Below are 15,949 nucleotides of genomic sequence, written 5' to 3'. Positions count from 1 at the left end.
TTTAGTTAAGGTTGTTAGCGCTAGAATGTTGTTATACAACTAAAAACTAACTTGTTCTATGAAAAGATATTTACTTACCCTGATCACATTTATTTGCCTTACAACCCTGGTTAGAGCTCAAGCCACCCTTGGAGGGAATGATGCTAGTGGCCTTGACATGAATACTGAAATCGGCGGAATGGTTTCCGTTGTTGATTTCACCAATTACGATCCTGTTGGAAATGTCTATTTGTTTGAGGATTGGAAGTCAGGAAAACTTACACTCAAAAATGGTGTTCAAACAGGCAATCTAATTCTGAGAGTGAATCTGCTGAACAATAATGTGGATGTCAAGGACAAGAATAGAGTGAGGACCTTCAGCATTGAGAAGATTCAATACGTTGACATAGCCGTGTTAAGTGATAGTGCGATAAGATACATTAACCCAAATGAATATAGATATGTCGATCAGACACCGATAATAGGCTTGTTGAGAGGTGTTTCTTCAGGGGAGAATTGGAGCCTTGTGGAGCGAAATTTTATTAAAATCTATGAGGCCAACTATGTTAAGGCATTGGATGCTGGGTCCAAACAGGATAGATATGAATCAGCTAAAGAATACTATTTCCTTAGAGACGGGATTGTTTACCCTACCATCGGAAATAGAAAAAAGTTTGTGAGCAGTTTGGGTCTTTCTGAGAGTGAAGAAGAGGCCCTTGTTAGTTTTGTCAAATCAGAAGGGCTTTCAACCAAGAATGTTGCGCATTTAAACTTGATTTTAAAATTTTTAAATGAAGGTTAACGCTTGTTGAAGGGTTTGTTTATTGCCTTCTTTCAGTAAAATGTTTAATTTGTTATTGAATGGAATTATGAAGAATGGGACGTTCATTATATTGGTTCTTATTGGCCTTTCAGTGTTGCTGTGGAATTGTAGCTCCAGATATCCAGACAAATCAGTAGATAATGATTTATTGGCTATCGCACAGGAATCCTTAAATGCAAGTGATTTCGATACCCAATATAATTCAGATAGTTCATTCGTTCTGCTTTCCACGTTTGAGGAAAAGGGGTATTCACCTTCCACCACATTTGTGGTTGTACGCTTAACAAAGAAGCCGGAAGCGATTTACAACTCAGGTTTTCGGGGAGATTACCTTAAATGGTCTGGAGTTTCCACAATTCTCATCAAAGAGAAGGCCGGATTAGCTACTCCTGAGAACAATGGTCTAGTGACTTTTGAGATTGATGTATTGACCGGTGATAAAAAACAAAAAAATAATCCAAACGATGAAGATAAAAAATAGAAGTTCAATTTCCGCAGTAGCAGCATTGCTGGTGTTGCTGTGCACGGTGTATTGGATGAATCAAGGGGGTCAAAAGATGTCCCATGATGATACAGTCGTGAACGAGGAGGTTTCCGGATTTGAGAGGAAACATTTAATGCTTCCCGAAGAGAGATTTAAAATACGTCAACAACTTACTTTTAGAGAAGGGGGCGTTAATTATAAGCCAGGGTACCTTCAGAAGGAGTTGGTTAAGTCACTTTCTCTTGCTAATTCCTCAAAAAGCAGATCGGTTCCTGTGAATATCATAGAGCGTGGACCATCAAACGTTCCGGGTCGAGCTCGCGGTTTGATTGTCCTGCCTCAGGATGAGACGCATTTAACATGGCTTGTAGGATCATCCGGAGGGGGTGTATGGAAAACCACAGATGGTGGCGCTTCATGGACTGATAAGTCTCCTAACTTCCCTACTTTGGCAGTCACTAGCCTGGCATACTGTGAGAGCCAGCCGAATGTGATTTATGCCGGGACAGGAGAGTATATAGCATCTGCATACACCAATATCAATGGAGATGGAATCTTTAAATCACTGGATGCCGGCGAAACCTGGACACATCTTGCATCCACAGCCGGAAATGCGTTATGGCAGTCGGTTACCCGGGTAATAGTAGATCCAAACAATCCAGATATTGTGTTGGCAAGTACTGCACCCAATTTTTGGGGATCATACACCTCAAACATTATGAAGTCTACGGATGGTGGTTTGTCCTGGAATTCTGTTTTTAATGCACAGAATGGGGCTATTGAGCAGATTGTAGCCTCTCCAAATGATTTCAATATACAATACGCCGGCCAGAGTGGAGTAGGAGTTTTAGGTTCATCAGATGCTGGGGATACCTGGTCATTAATTTCGAACGGAATGAGCCCTAGCTCCAGAGTAGAATTGGCGGTTTCTCCAGTAGATCCAACCAGATTGTACGCTTCTGTGGTAGGAGGATTGGATGCTTCACAGGAAGCGGATATTTATTATTCAAACGACTCTGGTAATAACTGGACCTTGATTACGGATCCAGCTAACACTGTTGACGTGTTAGGAGGACAAGGCTGGTATGATAACACCGTCCTGGCCCACCCATTCAACCTTAACGAGTTTTATGTAGGAGGAATTGGTATTTATAAATACACAGTGGATGTTGCCGCAGGGGTTGGAGAAAGTGATCCCACTTTTTTGGGTACTGAGACCGGAGGTACTGAAGCTTTCATGGCACGGGTCAATTTTAACGCAGAACTCGATGGAGGAACTCTGGCGCTTGGTTCAGCCCCGTCTGATGAATTTACTTCTGTAGAAGTGAGGTTTGGCCCGGGGAAGTCGCAGAAGGCACACAGGTTTTTGGTGCCAAGTGGTAGAGGTTCGGGTGTTGGTGATGCTGAATATACCTATCAGGATTATGTAGATGTCCCATTTGAAGTTTGGGATGTGGATGCCTCACCGGAAAGACAATTAATGGTGGCCTTTCGGGATCAACAACGTGATGGTATTTTTAATTTGATTCATAACAATACCGATGGTGGCGAAAATGATGCGAGTAACAGCCACTCAAGAGAATATTTGTATATCAATTCAAGGACATATTCAGAAACTCCTTCTGATGCCATAGCTCAGACAGGCGGGCATGTGGATAATGATTTGTTTTTCATTTGGCCGTATTTGGTTGAGGGTGCCACCTGGGATCCTGATAACCTTCCTGAGTCAGCCTTCAGAATCAACTGGGGAACGGTAGTAAGTGGCCAATATGATGTGGTGAGCGCCGCAGACCCATATGGCAGAGTTGACGGGAAGAATAGCAATGTTCACCCGGATCACCACAACCTGGTGGCTGTTATACATGATGCAGAAGCCAAGGAGTGGCAGATCGTTAATGTCAATGATGGAGCTTCATATGCTTCCAATGTCTCAGCTAATCCGGGTGTGTCGCTGAATTCCTGGCATTTTGCTGGAAGCATGATGAACACGACTCAGTTTTACGGAGCGGATAAGGCACCTGGTGTTGATCGCTATGTGGCAGGAGCGCAGGATAACGGAAGCTGGTTTAGCCCGGAAGGTGAGGATGCATCAAAGACCACCGAATATGTAGAAGCGTGGGGTGGAGATGGATTTGATGCCGTCTGGCACCCAACTGATATCAATAAGTTGATTGTGACTAGCCAAAACCTTGGTATAGGCAGGTCTATTGATGGTGGAAATACGTTTTTGAATGCCACTGTTGGCTTGGGAGGTGATCCTGCATTGCCCTTCATTGGCCAATTTAGCAACGCACCTCAGCGACCAGACGTGGTGTTTACGCTCGCCGGAAGTGGAGTTTATAAGTCGGTGGACTTTGCCGGGTCGTGGCAATTGATCGATATGACTGCTCATAGTGATTGGGCAACCTCTTCCTTAATGAGTATCGAAATATCTGATGCAACTCCCGATGTGATGTGGGCAGGAGCCTCTATCAGCAACAATGGTTCGTTATTTCTATCCACGGACAAGGGAGAATCCTTTTCTCCTGTGCCTGATAATGGTTTAAATACAGGCTTGATAACGGGGATCGCTACGAGCTATCATGATTATAAGACAGTCTATGTCCTGTTCTCTTATGCTGATTCGCCTAAAGTAGTGCGATCAACTGATCTTGGTGAAACCTGGGAGGACATTTCTGGTTTTTCTGGGGGGAGCACAAGTACAGGGTTTCCGGATGTTGCAGTTTATGATTTGCAGGTTATGCCGCACGATCCTAATACCATATGGGTTGGGTCAGAGATTGGAATTATAGAATCTACCGATAATGGAGCATCCTGGCACCTGCTTGACAGCAATATGCCTCGGGCATCTGTTTGGGAGATTGACCTGAAAGAAGATCAGTTGGTGATAGCTTCTCATTCAAGAGGGATCTGGTCTTATACACTACCAGAGGTTCCGGTTATAACCTATTATCCTGCGATATCTGATGTTTCTGTTGGACTGTCAAATGACATTGGGGTTTCGGTGAATTTCATATCCGAATTTGATTCAGCTCAGCTTTATATTAATGGAGCGTATGCCTCATCAGTGGTTAGCCCTGATCTTGGAGAAAATCTTTTCACAGCTCCTATCTCAGAAACTGACCTGGAGATTTCCGTAAAAGCCTTTAAAGGAACAGCTCCGTATACTACGGATGTATTTGAGTTTTCTACTTATGTTTTTGCCACTACTCAGTCGTCTTATGTGGATAGGTTTGATACAAATGAGGACAATTTCAGAGGCTCAATGGAGATAAAGAAGGTGACAGGATTCCCATCTCAGGCCATTCACTCTGCACATAGCTATGAAGCCAATGCTAATAATGTGTTTAATCTTTTGATTCCTATTGAAGTTAAGAGTTCGGATGCTACTTTCAGCTACAAAGACGTGGCTATCGTGGAACCGGGTGCTGATTTCGTGACATTGGAAGGGTCCCTTGATGGTATTTCATGGAAGACCATTGCAAAGTATGATGCTAGTGCAAATGACAAGTGGGAAGCTGCATTTGAATCTAAGCTTACCGGAAGAGAGGATTACTTTGTGGATCATGAATACAATCTTTTGGATCACTTCAGCGCTGGAGACGAGGTGGTATTTAGATTTCGTTTGCAGTCTGATGCACAGGTCAATTCCTGGGGCTGGGCAATTGATGATATAGCTATTCAAGGAGAAATTCTTGCTGCTGATCATGTAATATCCTCCCTTACGGTATTCCCTAATCCAACCACAGACTTCCTGACGATTCAATCACAGAAACCATTGGCCAAAGTGGAACTGTTTGGACTTGATGGAGCTGTGAAAGTCGTTTCCTTTAAGGACAATCAATTGGATATGAGAGGATTGAAGACAGGAATATATCTCATGCGGGTTGTTTCTGGCGACGGATTGGTTCAGACAATCAGAGTGAGTAAAGACTGAAATGAGTTTTTATTGAGGTAGCCGTATGATGTGCGGTTGCCCTTGTTTTAATAATAAGCCATATCGAGTAGGTAGTTCCTGACATAGTCATCGACGCCTGCTTCTAGAGTTGTAAAGTCCATTGGGTAACCAATGGACTTTATTTTTTGATTATCTGCCTGGGTGAAGTACTGGTACTGCTCCCGAATGTCTTCAGGAGTATCGATGTATTCAACTTTTGGTTCCAGCCCGAGCGACTTGAAAACCGACTGAGCCAGTGAATTGAATGTGCGCGCCTGACCTGTGCCAATATTGTAAATCCCACTATTTTTCCGATGATGCATTAGCCAGTACATCACCTCTACGGCATCCTTTACATAGAGGAAATCCCTTTTTTGCTCACCGTCTTGAAAACCCGGATTGTGGGATTTAAAGAGTTTCAGTGTATTGAACTCAATTATTTTTTGGAAGGAGTGATAGACCACAGAAGCCATGCGCTCTTTGTGGTATTCATTGGGTCCATACACATTGAAGAATTTCAAACCCGCCCAAAAAAATGGCATTGTCTCCTGTGAAATAGCCCATACATCAAAGTCATGCTTTGACTGACCATAGGCATTAAGTGGTATCAGGCTCTTTAGGGTAGTTTCGTTATCTGAAAAACCATGGCTTCCGTCACCATACGTCGCAGCACTACTCGCGTAGATCAAGGGAATTTGCTCATCCACACAGCGTTTCCAGATGGCTTTCGAGAAGTCAGTATTCAGTTTTTTGAGAGTGTCTGTGTTCTCTTCTGTGGTATCAGTATGAGCGCCAAGATGAAAGATAAACTCCACTGCTTCCGCATTTTCATCCAGCCAGGGAAGAAAGGCTTCCCGATCTATAGTCGCACGGAGGTTCTTCCCTAAGAGGTTCTGATTTTTGAACTCATCCTGAAAGATATCTACCGCTATGATATTGTTAAAATTGCTTTGATTGAGTCTGCCGATCATGCAGCTACCTATAAATCCCGCTGCGCCTGTTACTACGATCATATAAAGTTGTTTTTTCAAATTTAATCATCCGTGTCATAAGCCTTTAGTAAGGGCACTAAACTTTCTATCTTTGTGGGCAGATTTTCAGCGGTTATGATTTACGTAAGTAGGAAAGAACATTTTAATGCGGCGCACAAGCTATATAATCCCAATTGGACAAGGGAGAAAAATGTGGAGGTGTTTGGCCCCTGTGCCAATGACAACTGGCATGGGCACAATTTTGAACTAATCGTAACAGTAAGAGGGCTGCCTGATCCTGAGACGGGTTTTGTGGTAGACCTGAAGAAATTGAGTACGCTCGTGCGTACCGACATTACAGATAAAGTGGATCATAAGAATCTGAATCTGGATGTTGATTTTATGCTGGGTAAACTTGCCAGCTGTGAAAACCTGGTCATAGAATTTTGGAAAATTCTGGCACCTAAGGTTGAATTACTAGGGAGTGACTGCACGCTTCATAGTTTGAAATTATACGAAACACCACGCAATTACGTAGAGTACTTTGGCGAAACCAAAGGATGAAATACTTTCTTGTAGCCGGGGAGCGATCTGGTGATTTGCATGGAGCAAACCTGATCCTGGAAATCATCAAACAAGATCCGGAGGCAGAGATTGTTGGATGGGGTGGTGATCAGATGGAATCAGCGGGTGCCAAAATCCTGAAACACTATCGCGACTTGACAGTGATGGGTTTTTGGGAAGTTTTCAAGAGTATCTGGATACTACGTCGCCTGTTGAAAAGATGTCAGCAAGACATTTATACCTTTTCTCCTCAAGTGCTCATTTTAATTGATTTTGGAGGATTCAATTTACGCGTTGCAGCCTTTGCCAGGCATTCCAAGATCAAAACCTGCTATTATATTGCTCCAAAGCTCTGGGCATGGAGACCACAGCGGATCAGCGGAATCAGGAAAAATGTAGACCGCATGCTGGTGATTCTCCCCTTTGAAAGGGACTTTTATAAAACTCTCCGGTACAATGTGACTTATGTGGGTAATCCTGTCATGGAGGCGCTCAATAATTATGCATGGAATGACACTTTACTTCATGTATTGAAACGGCATAAGTCCATTACATTTCTACCCGGGAGTCGAGCGCAGGAGATCAAACAGGCCATCCCTGTGATTCAAAAAATCTCCACTGTTTTTGATGACTATCAGATTTTGGTCTCTGGAGTTAATAATGTCGACAAGTCAATATATGAACCGCTAAGAATTGTTGGCAATATCTCGATAGTTTTCGATAGGGCCTATGAACTGATACAGTCTGCTGAAGCTGTGGTGGTAACATCTGGAACAGCCACATTGGAGACCGCACTCATTGGTAAACCTCAGGTGGTGGTATACAAAACCAGCTGGCTTACTTATCTGATCGCCAGGAAAATGATCCGGGTACCACACATTTCTTTGGTCAATTTGATCTCAGGTAAGGAAGTAGTGAGGGAACTTATCCAAGGCGAGTACAATGCCGTCAATGTGGCTTCCGAACTGGAAACCTTACTTTCGGATGTGGCATCCAAAAAAAGAATCTCCGAAGGTTATTCGGAGATTCGTGGTATTTTGGGTGAAGCAAAAGCTTCAGAAAAAGCAGCCAAACACATTATTGACCTAGGCCGCTCTTAATTTATTGAATTTCGATTTTTCAAATTTCTCCTCAGCATAGTCTTTAGTGACTTCCATTTCTTTCACATCCTTGCTGGAAGGGATCTCAAACATGGCATCAGTAATGATTGCTTCGCAGATGGATCTCAATCCACGTGCACCCAGTTTAAACTCCACGGCCTTGTCCACAATGTAGTCAAGCGCCTCGGGAGTCATGGTAAGCTTTACGTCTTCCATGTCAAACAGCTTTTCATACTGCTTGATCAGAGCGTTCTTAGGCTCCGTAAGGATTTTTTTCAAGGCTACACCATCCAGCGGATCCAGGTGTGTTAGTACAGGCAATCGGCCGATTAACTCCGGAATAAGCCCAAAGCTTTTCAGGTCCAATGCAGTAATGTATTTAAGCAGATTGTCCTTGTCCACCGACTCTGTGCTGAAATCATCTGCATTGGCAAAACCAATAGGTCTGGTATTCAGCCTGTTCGCAATGTGTCTTTCAATGCCGTCAAAGGCTCCACCGCAGATGAAGAGGATGTTTTCAGTATTTACCGTGATCATCTTTTGGTCAGGATGCTTCCTCCCGCCCTGCGGGGGCACATTGACAGAGGTGCCTTCCAGAAGCTTTAGCAGCGCCTGCTGGACTCCTTCGCCACTTACATCCCGTGTAATGGATGGGTTGTCAGATTTTCTGGCAATTTTATCCAGTTCGTCTATGTAAACGATACCACGTTCGGCAGCCTCTACTTCGTAATTGGCCGCTTGTAGCAGTCTGGTGAGTATGCTTTCTACATCTTCACCTACATACCCAGCTTCGGTGAGTACAGTAGCATCTGCTATGCAAAACGGCACCTGTAGCACTTTGGCCAGCGTACGGGCCAGGTAGGTTTTACCTGTTCCGGTTTGACCTACCATCACAATGTTCGATTTTTCAATCACCACATCATCTTTGCTATCTGCCTGCATCAGGCGTTTATAGTGATTATAAACTGCCACTGAGATGTACTTTTTCGCTTCATCCTGACCTATTACAAACTCATCAAGATGTCTCTTCATGTCTGTAGGTTTGATCAGGTTGAATTTTGGGCTTTCCGCCGAGCTTTTTGTTTTCAGCTCTTCATTGAGGATTTGCTGAGCCTGGGAAATACATTTATCACAAATGTGAGCATGTATACCCGATATCATCAGGTCTACATCCTTCTTATTCCTTCCGCAAAAGCTACAAGTTACTTGCGCCATTATTTCTTTGGGTTTCTTTCTAATACTTCGTCAATCAGGCCGTATTCTTTAGCCTCAGATGCACGCATCCAGTAATCACGATCAGAATCTCTTTCTATGTCTTCATAAGACCTGCCTGAATGACTGGCGATGATCGTATAAAGATCCTTTCGGAGTTCCTGCATTTGTTTTAAGGTGATCTCCATGTCTCTAGACTGACCCTGCATTCCGCCACTTGGTTGGTGTATCATGATTCTTGAGTGCGGCAAAGCAGATCTTTTACCTTTGGCACCCCCGGTCATCAACACCGCACCCATAGAGGCGGCCATCCCGGTGCATATCGTAGCCACATCAGGACTTACATATTGCATAGTGTCATACATCCCCAATCCTGCATATACTGACCCTCCAGGACTATTGATGTACAGCAGTATGTCTTTTTTAGAGTCTACAGACTCCAGGAAGAGTAGCTGTGCAGTAATGATATTGGCAATATTCTCCTCCACCTGCATGCCCAGGAATATGATCCTGTCCATAATGAGTCTGGAGAAAACATCAATTTCTCTGAAATTGGTTGGTCGCTCTTCAATGACAGCCCGGGTCATGTTTTCCACGCGATCCGTATAAGCGTCAAAGGTTAAACCATTTATTCCTTGGCCTTTTACGGCAAATTTTCTGAATTCTTCTTTATTGATCATGTTTCAATTTAGCTTAACTAGGCAAAAATAAAAAAGTCCTTAGCACTAAGGACTTTTATTTAAACTTGTTTTGGGATCACTTAGTTTCCTTAAAGTTTTCTGAATTCATCCATCGTCACTTTCTTGTCCTTGATGGTGATATTCTCCTTAAGGTAACCGAACACCTTGTTATTTTGTACCTGGTTGTAAATCTTCATGTAATTATCTCCATTTTCTGCCTGTAGATAATTCTGAGCAAACATTTCCAGCTTGTCTTCCATTTGCCCGATCAGGCCTGCTTGTCCGAATTGCTGCCTGATTAGGTTTTTAGCTTCTTCGATCACTTCATCGTTCTCCACTTTGAAATCCTGATCCTTCACAATTTTATTTCTGATCAAAGACCACTTAAGCTCTTTGGCGTAGGTAGCATACTCGTCCTGGAGGATTTCTGGAGTGATTTGATCATTGGTTTTGAGTAACCAGTTTTTCAAAAACTCATCAGGCAAGTTGATTTTAGCTTTTTCGATGAGCGTTTCTTTCAACTGATAGTCGAAATATTGCTCCTCTTCATTCTCAAAACTTTTACCAACAGACTCCTTTACTTTCTCTTTGAATTCCTTCTCATCCTTTACCGTACCTTCACCAAAAGTCTTGTCAAAGAGCTCCTGATTCACTTCTGCAGGTACCTGTCGGTTAATTCCTTTAACAGTGAAAGTCATTTTACCTTTCAGGAGGTCAAAGGCATCGTGAGAAATATCCAGCTGATGATGCAGTTTGTGGCTGTCCGTGTAGAGTTTCTTTGGATCAAGCTCCACAGAATCTTCTGCTTTCAGACCAGTCAATTTCTTGACAGACGCCTTTTCCACGTCATTCAGATCGATGCTTATCTCCTTATTGATGCTTCCATCCGCACTTTTGATAGGCCCGTAGAGGGTGTCTTTTGCTTCAGAAACCTCAGCGGTGATCAACTCTCCAAATTGTTTCTGTAAGTTCTCAATGGTTTCGCCTATCACTTTATCGTCTATCTTGATAGAGTGCTTGTCCACCTTCAGTTTGTCATTGATGGCTAGCTCGAATTCCTCTGCAAACCCTACATGGTAGGCAAACTCGAAATCCTCCTGATTATCCAGGTCGATTGATTCAAAATCATCTTTTGGCATGGGCTCACCAAGAAATTGTAAATCACTCTCTCTTAGGTAAGTATTCAGCTTCTCAGAAAGCAATTGATTCAGCTCGTCTAACAGGATGGACTTGCCATACATCTTCTGAATCATCCCCAAAGGCACTTTGCCAGGACGGAATCCTTTGATGTTGGCCTTCTTGCTATATTCTTTGATCTTTTGCGCTACACCAGGTTGGTAATCATCGGCCTTTAAATTAACTTTAATTACCGCTTCAGTTTTGTTGATTTTATCCAGTGAGATGTCCAATGTGGTAAGTATTAATGTTTATAAATTAAAAACCCTCTTTCACGAAACTATTCGGAAAGAGGGTTGTTTTTTGGTGCGGATGGAGGGACTCGAACCCCCATGCCTCGCGGCGCTAGATCCTAAGTCTAGTGCGTCTACCAATTTCGCCACATCCGCTTTTTTTGGAGTGCAAAGATATATAAAAGTTTAATTTCGCAAAACCCTAAAAATAATTTTTATTCGTTGATGATTGAAGTTGATTTAGAAGAAGAGAAAAGGGAGATCATTCGGAGGTATCGCAAGCTGCTGCGACATGCCAAACCGATACTGAAGTCAGGGGATGCCAGGATCATCAAGAAGGCCTTCTACATGTCTATGGAGGCCCATAAGGACATGCGCCGCAAGTCTGGGGAACCATATATATTTCATCCCCTGGAGGTCGCACAGATCTGCGTCAGCGAAATAGGACTGGGTACCACTTCGATTGTTTCAGCCTTACTACATGATGTTGTGGAGGATACGGAGGTGGAGCTGGCCGATATCGAGCGAGGATATGGGAAGAAGGTAGCCAGCATCATAGATGGTCTCACCAAAATTGCCGGTGTATTTGATCAGGGGAGCTCCCAGCAGGCTGAGAACTTCCGGAAAATGCTCCTGACCTTGTCAGACGATGTGCGGGTGATCCTCATCAAACTGGCCGATAGGCTCCATAATATGCGTACCCTCGGGAGCATGCCCAGGGATAAGCAGCTTAAAATAGCCAACGAAACCATTTACCTCTATGCGCCACTTGCGCATCGTCTGGGACTATATGCCATTAAGTCTGAATTGGAAGATCTATACCTCAGGTATACTGATGGGGATGCCTACAGACACATCGCATCCAAGATCAATGCCACTAAGGATGCCCGAAGTAAGTTTATCCGGAATTTTATCAAGCCGATCAAGGATGAACTTAATGGTCAAAGTTTCCAATATGAGATAAAGGGGCGGCCCAAGTCCATTCACAGCATTCATAATAAGATGAAAAAGCAGAACGTGCCTTTCGAGGAAGTCTATGATCTGTTTGCAGTAAGAATTATCGTGGACACAGAGCTGGAGAATGAAAAGGCAGCCTGCTGGCAGGCGTATTCCATCGTTACAGATTACTACCAGCCCAATCCGGATCGTTTGCGAGACTGGATAAGTATACCTAAATCCAACGGCTATGAATCACTTCACACCACAGTGATGAGTGGTAGGGGACAATGGGTGGAAGTGCAGATACGAACTCGCCGGATGGATGAAATTGCCGAAAAAGGGTATGCTGCGCATTGGAAATATAAGGAAAGCAAAAATGGAGATGCTGATAAGGGGCTCGAACTTTGGATTGGAAAAGTCCGCGAAATCCTTGAACAAAATGATGCTTCGGCCATAGAGTTTGTGGATGACTTCCGATCCAACCTTTTTCAGGAAGAAGTATTTGCGTTTACCCCGAAGGGTGATCTGGTCACCATGCCTAATGGGTCTACGGCTCTGGACTTTGCCTTTGATATACACACCGAAGTAGGGGCCCATTGCCTCGGAGCCAAAGTAAACCAGAAACTGGTCCCGCTTAATTATGTATTAAAAAATGGCGATCAGGTAGAGATTTTAACTTCGAAAAAGCAAAAACCCAATGAGGACTGGCTAAAGTACGTGGTTACCTCCAAGGCCAAATCCAAAATCAAAGATTCACTCAAGGAAGAGAAAAAGCAATTTGTAGTAGAGGGGAAGGAGGTTGTCAAGCGCAAGCTCAAGCAGCTCAAAATCGGTTTCACTCAGGAGGCCCTCATGCAGCTCACAGACCATTTTGATGTAAAAACCCCCACAGACCTATTTTACCTGATAGGGAAAGGAAAGATCGATCATAGCCTGATCAAAAAATTCAACGAGAAGAAAGAGGAAGAGCACAAATACCGGAGGGTTACTGACCCCAAGGGGATGCAGTCTCAGATCAAGAAAGTCAGAGAAAAGGACTTTGACCTACTCTTAATCGGAGAGGACATGGATGTGGTAGACTATAAGTTTGCCAAATGCTGCAACCCCATCCCGGGTGATGATGTGTTTGGTTTCGTCACGGTCAATGATGGAATCAAAATTCACCGGACCACTTGTCCCAATGCTGCTGAATTGCTCTCCAATTATGGATATAGGGTAGTCAAGGCTAAATGGACGTCTAGTCAGGATAATTCGTTCCTTGCCGGTCTGAGAATTATAGGCACGGATCGGATGGGTTTAATTAACGACGTGTCGAGTATTATATCCGGTGAGTTGAAAGTGAATATGAGATCAATCACTATCAATACCGAAGGCGGCATATTTGAAGGGGAGATTCAGCTATATGTGAGTGACACCAAACACGTAGATCAACTCATAGGAAAATTGGAGGTAGTACCTGGTGTTGTTTCTGTTACCCGGGACAACTGATTAATTTTGAACTTCTAACTTGTATATTTGCACCAAATTGAAGTCAAGTGATCGTATTTGAGGAGGTTAAGAATATTTTTACTAAGTATTTAGAAGAAAAGGGCCTGAGGAAAACCCCTGAACGATACGCCATACTTGAGGAAATCTATTCCAGAAACGGGCATTTTGATGTAGAGTCACTCTACATTAGTATGAAGAATAAAAATTACAGGGTGAGCAGAGCTACTGTATATAATACGCTTGATTTGCTGGTGGAATGTGAGTTGGTTACCAAACATCAATTTGGAAAGAACCTGGCGCAATATGAAAAGGCCTATGGATACCGTCAGCATGATCATCTTATTTGTACTGATTGTAATAAGGTGATGGAGTTTTGTGATCCGCGCATCCAAAACATTCAAAATACCGTTGGTGAACTTCTGCAGTTTGATGTAATGCACCATTCTTTGATTTTGCATGCCAACTGTAAAAGAGAAAATTGCGAGAATAAACCGAATATCAAACAATGAATTATAAACACACAACCGCCAGCGATCAACTTAGACTAGTTTTTAATGGCGATTTAATAGGAGAGAATAATGGCCCTGAGCTAGTAGAACTCGTGAACGATTCTCTGGCCAAAGGCATGAAGTATTGTCTTATTGATATTTCGGATGTCCGCTACATCAATAGTAGTGGTATCGGAGTTTTAATAACTTTGCTCACAAAATTCAGAAACAAAGGGGGTGAGTTGTTTTTAATTAAACCCTCAGAACACGTCCAGAAGCTACTTATCATCACCAAGCTTCAGGCAATTTTTAACATAGTAGATACAGAGCAGGAAGCGCTCAGCAAAATCAAATAGTTTAATGGCATCAGTTGATATTTTATTAGGCCTTCAGTGGGGAGACGAGGGTAAGGGAAAAGTTGTGGATTATTTGGCACCAAAATACGATGTGGTGGCCAGGTTTCAGGGAGGTCCCAATGCTGGTCACACCCTCGAATTTGATGGGCATAAGCACGTGTTGCATCAGATACCTTCAGGTATATTCCATGAGGGCATCCTCAATGTCATTGGCAATGGTGTGGTCCTTGATCCCATTACTTTCAAAAGAGAAATTGAGGAGCTTGCTCCCTTCAACCTGGATTTGAAACGGCATCTGGTGATATCTAATAAGACCCAGATGATTATTCCTACCCACAGAATGCTGGATAAGGCTTATGAAATAGCCAAAGGAGATAAGAAAATTGGCTCAACCCTTCGTGGCATTGGCCCAACCTATCAGGACAAAGCCGCAAGGAAAGGATTGAGAATTGGAGATATCAATGAACCTGATTTTGATGAGCGCTATAAGCAGCTCCGAGATTTCCATCTGGAGATCCTCGAGCGTTATAATTTCGAGGCATTATTAGAAGAAGAGGAAAAGCAGTTTTTTGAGGCTGTTGAGCTGGTACGGGAATTTGACATCCTCAGCACGGAATACCTGATTAATCAGGCTTTGGTAGACGGCCAGAGCGTGCTGGCTGAAGGGGCACAGGGCTCCTTACTGGATATTGATTTCGGAAGCTATCCTTTCGTTACCAGTAGCAATACCATAGCGGCCGGAGCCTGCACGGGACTCGGCGTGGCGCCAGGCAGGATTGGTGAAGTGTATGGCATTTTCAAAGCCTATTGTACCAGGGTGGGTAGTGGACCTTTCCCTACCGAGCTTCATGGAGATGCCGGTGAGGCACTAAGGAAGCTTGGCAATGAATTTGGCGCGACCACTGGTAGACCCAGGCGGTGTGGCTGGTTAGACTTACCAGCACTTAAGTACACATGTATGCTCAATGGAGTGACTCAGCTTTTCATGATGAAAGCTGACGTTCTTTCAGATATGGATGAAATCAAGGTTTGTCATAGCTACAAGCTCGGCGATCAAATCACAGAGGAGCTCCCTCTTTATCTGGATAGTCAAAATGAAGGCCTGCTCTATGAGTCTTTTAAAGGGTGGAAAGACAACAATATTTCTGCATTTGAAAATTTACCTCAGTCCTTGGAGAAGTATGTCAAATACATTGAAAATCAGACGAAAACGCCCATTAGTTTGATCTCTTTGGGACCAGACAGGACCCAAACGTTGTTGAAAGAAAAAATATCTTAACTATTTATTCCTAATCCCTTTCTGACTTCATGAGTTTTACTATCTTTGCCGTCCATTCAGCGGGGATGGGGATTGAGTTGAGGGAATGTGGTGTGAAGGGGCTTAGAAATAAAAAAATATTTTTCTCTCAAATGGGTTTGATATTAAAAAATAAGTTCTAATTTTGCATCCGCTTTCAGGGTCAGAGAAACAGAAAAGAGGAGAAAGGAATAGGCGCTGAATAGTTAAAACGGTCATTTA

Annotated in this window: 13 protein-coding genes and 1 tRNA gene; 9 read left to right on the top strand and 5 right to left on the bottom strand. The window is 43.3% G+C overall.

All coding sequences use genetic code 11. The annotated features are described in order from the left end of the window. Positions 1-58 precede the first annotated feature (58 nt). The 3 genes from RIH33_RS14455 (at position 59) to RIH33_RS14445 (ending at position 5,223) form a co-directional block, all read left to right on the top strand. The gene (locus tag RIH33_RS14455) at positions 59-781 is read left to right on the top strand and encodes a hypothetical protein (RefSeq protein ID WP_406652270.1); all 723 of its coding nucleotides are present in this window, start codon (positions 59-61) and stop codon (positions 779-781) included. A 67-nt stretch (positions 782-848) separates the two neighbouring features. After that, positions 849-1,283, top strand: a complete 435-nt coding sequence (locus RIH33_RS14450; protein WP_406652269.1) for a hypothetical protein — start codon at positions 849-851, stop codon at positions 1,281-1,283. Then, on the top strand, positions 1,267-5,223 hold the full coding sequence (locus tag RIH33_RS14445; protein WP_406652267.1) for a T9SS type A sorting domain-containing protein: 3,957 nt from the start codon (positions 1,267-1,269) through the stop codon (positions 5,221-5,223). Before RIH33_RS14450 ends, RIH33_RS14445 begins: the two co-directional genes overlap by 17 nt. Positions 5,224-5,270: 47 nt before the next feature. On the opposite strand, the gene rfaD is transcribed toward RIH33_RS14445, so the two are convergent. Beyond that, on the bottom strand, positions 5,271-6,236 hold the full coding sequence (gene rfaD / locus RIH33_RS14440; protein WP_406652265.1) for an ADP-glyceromanno-heptose 6-epimerase: 966 nt from the start codon (positions 6,234-6,236) through the stop codon (positions 5,271-5,273). A gap of 93 nt (positions 6,237-6,329) precedes the next feature. Here rfaD and RIH33_RS14435 point away from each other — a divergent pair, with 93 nt between their 5' ends. Beyond that, complete coding sequence (locus RIH33_RS14435) at positions 6,330-6,758, top strand: 6-pyruvoyl trahydropterin synthase family protein (protein WP_406652264.1); 429 nt, start codon at positions 6,330-6,332, stop codon at positions 6,756-6,758. Further along, positions 6,755-7,858, top strand: coding sequence for a lipid-A-disaccharide synthase (gene lpxB, locus RIH33_RS14430; protein WP_406652262.1), 1,104 nt, complete (start codon positions 6,755-6,757; stop codon positions 7,856-7,858). Before RIH33_RS14435 ends, lpxB begins: the two co-directional genes overlap by 4 nt. Here lpxB and clpX read toward each other — a convergent pair. The 4 genes from clpX to RIH33_RS14410 form a co-directional block, all read right to left on the bottom strand. Continuing rightward, positions 7,844-9,073: an ATP-dependent Clp protease ATP-binding subunit ClpX gene (gene clpX, locus RIH33_RS14425; RefSeq protein ID WP_406652261.1), complete on the bottom strand. Its 1,230-nt coding sequence runs from the start codon at positions 9,071-9,073 to the stop codon at positions 7,844-7,846. The genes lpxB and clpX overlap by 15 nt on opposite strands. Next, positions 9,073-9,750 carry a ClpP family protease gene (locus RIH33_RS14420; RefSeq protein WP_406652260.1) on the bottom strand — a complete coding sequence of 226 codons (678 nt, stop codon included), beginning with the start codon at positions 9,748-9,750 and terminating at the stop codon, positions 9,073-9,075. Before RIH33_RS14420 ends, clpX begins: the two co-directional genes overlap by 1 nt. A gap of 89 nt (positions 9,751-9,839) precedes the next feature. Next, positions 9,840-11,159 carry a trigger factor gene (gene tig, locus RIH33_RS14415; RefSeq protein ID WP_406652258.1) on the bottom strand — a complete coding sequence of 440 codons (1,320 nt, stop codon included), beginning with the start codon at positions 11,157-11,159 and terminating at the stop codon, positions 9,840-9,842. A gap of 71 nt (positions 11,160-11,230) precedes the next feature. Next, a tRNA-Leu gene (locus RIH33_RS14410) sits at positions 11,231-11,315 on the bottom strand. Positions 11,316-11,384: 69 nt separating this feature from the next. Between RIH33_RS14410 and RIH33_RS14405 the strand changes: the two genes are divergently transcribed. Genes RIH33_RS14405 through RIH33_RS14390 form a run of 4 tightly spaced genes read left to right on the top strand, consistent with a single transcriptional unit; the run spans position 11,385 to position 15,709 of the window. Then, positions 11,385-13,586, top strand: coding sequence for a RelA/SpoT family protein (locus RIH33_RS14405; RefSeq protein WP_406652256.1), 2,202 nt, complete (start codon positions 11,385-11,387; stop codon positions 13,584-13,586). Positions 13,587-13,633: 47 nt separating this feature from the next. Next, the gene (locus RIH33_RS14400) at positions 13,634-14,095 is read left to right on the top strand and encodes a Fur family transcriptional regulator (protein ID WP_406652254.1); all 462 of its coding nucleotides are present in this window, start codon (positions 13,634-13,636) and stop codon (positions 14,093-14,095) included. Continuing rightward, the gene (locus tag RIH33_RS14395; RefSeq protein ID WP_406652253.1) at positions 14,092-14,430 is read left to right on the top strand and encodes an STAS domain-containing protein; all 339 of its coding nucleotides are present in this window, start codon (positions 14,092-14,094) and stop codon (positions 14,428-14,430) included. Before RIH33_RS14400 ends, RIH33_RS14395 begins: the two co-directional genes overlap by 4 nt. A gap of 4 nt (positions 14,431-14,434) precedes the next feature. Then, positions 14,435-15,709 carry an adenylosuccinate synthase gene (locus RIH33_RS14390; RefSeq protein ID WP_406652252.1) on the top strand — a complete coding sequence of 425 codons (1,275 nt, stop codon included), beginning with the start codon at positions 14,435-14,437 and terminating at the stop codon, positions 15,707-15,709. Positions 15,710-15,949: the final 240 nt, after the last annotated feature.

Source organism: Marinoscillum sp., from assembly GCF_040222955.1.
Lineage (GTDB): Bacteria > Bacteroidota > Bacteroidia > Cytophagales > Cyclobacteriaceae > Marinoscillum.
The sequence above is the reverse complement of the archived record's forward strand: the minus strand, read 5'-3'. Positions and strand labels throughout refer to the sequence as shown.

What these genes read in the sequence shown, in the direction of transcription:
- RIH33_RS14390 (WP_406652252.1), top strand. Translation starts at nt 14,435, where the DNA reads ATGGCATCAGTTGATATTTTATTAGGCCTTCAGTGGGGAGACGAGGGT.
- RIH33_RS14395 (WP_406652253.1), top strand. Translation starts at nt 14,092, where the DNA reads ATGAATTATAAACACACAACCGCCAGCGATCAACTTAGACTAGTTTTT.
- RIH33_RS14435 (WP_406652264.1), top strand. Translation starts at nt 6,330, where the DNA reads ATGATTTACGTAAGTAGGAAAGAACATTTTAATGCGGCGCACAAGCTA.
- clpX (WP_406652261.1), bottom strand. Translation starts at nt 9,073, where the DNA reads ATGGCGCAAGTAACTTGTAGCTTTTGCGGAAGGAATAAGAAGGATGTA.
- RIH33_RS14420 (WP_406652260.1), bottom strand. Translation starts at nt 9,750, where the DNA reads ATGATCAATAAAGAAGAATTCAGAAAATTTGCCGTAAAAGGCCAAGGA.
- RIH33_RS14405 (WP_406652256.1), top strand. Translation starts at nt 11,385, where the DNA reads ATGATTGAAGTTGATTTAGAAGAAGAGAAAAGGGAGATCATTCGGAGG.
- RIH33_RS14455 (WP_406652270.1), top strand. Translation starts at nt 59, where the DNA reads ATGAAAAGATATTTACTTACCCTGATCACATTTATTTGCCTTACAACC.
- RIH33_RS14450 (WP_406652269.1), top strand. Translation starts at nt 849, where the DNA reads ATGAAGAATGGGACGTTCATTATATTGGTTCTTATTGGCCTTTCAGTG.
- rfaD (WP_406652265.1), bottom strand. Translation starts at nt 6,236, where the DNA reads ATGATCGTAGTAACAGGCGCAGCGGGATTTATAGGTAGCTGCATGATC.
- RIH33_RS14445 (WP_406652267.1), top strand. Translation starts at nt 1,267, where the DNA reads ATGAAGATAAAAAATAGAAGTTCAATTTCCGCAGTAGCAGCATTGCTG.
- lpxB (WP_406652262.1), top strand. Translation starts at nt 6,755, where the DNA reads ATGAAATACTTTCTTGTAGCCGGGGAGCGATCTGGTGATTTGCATGGA.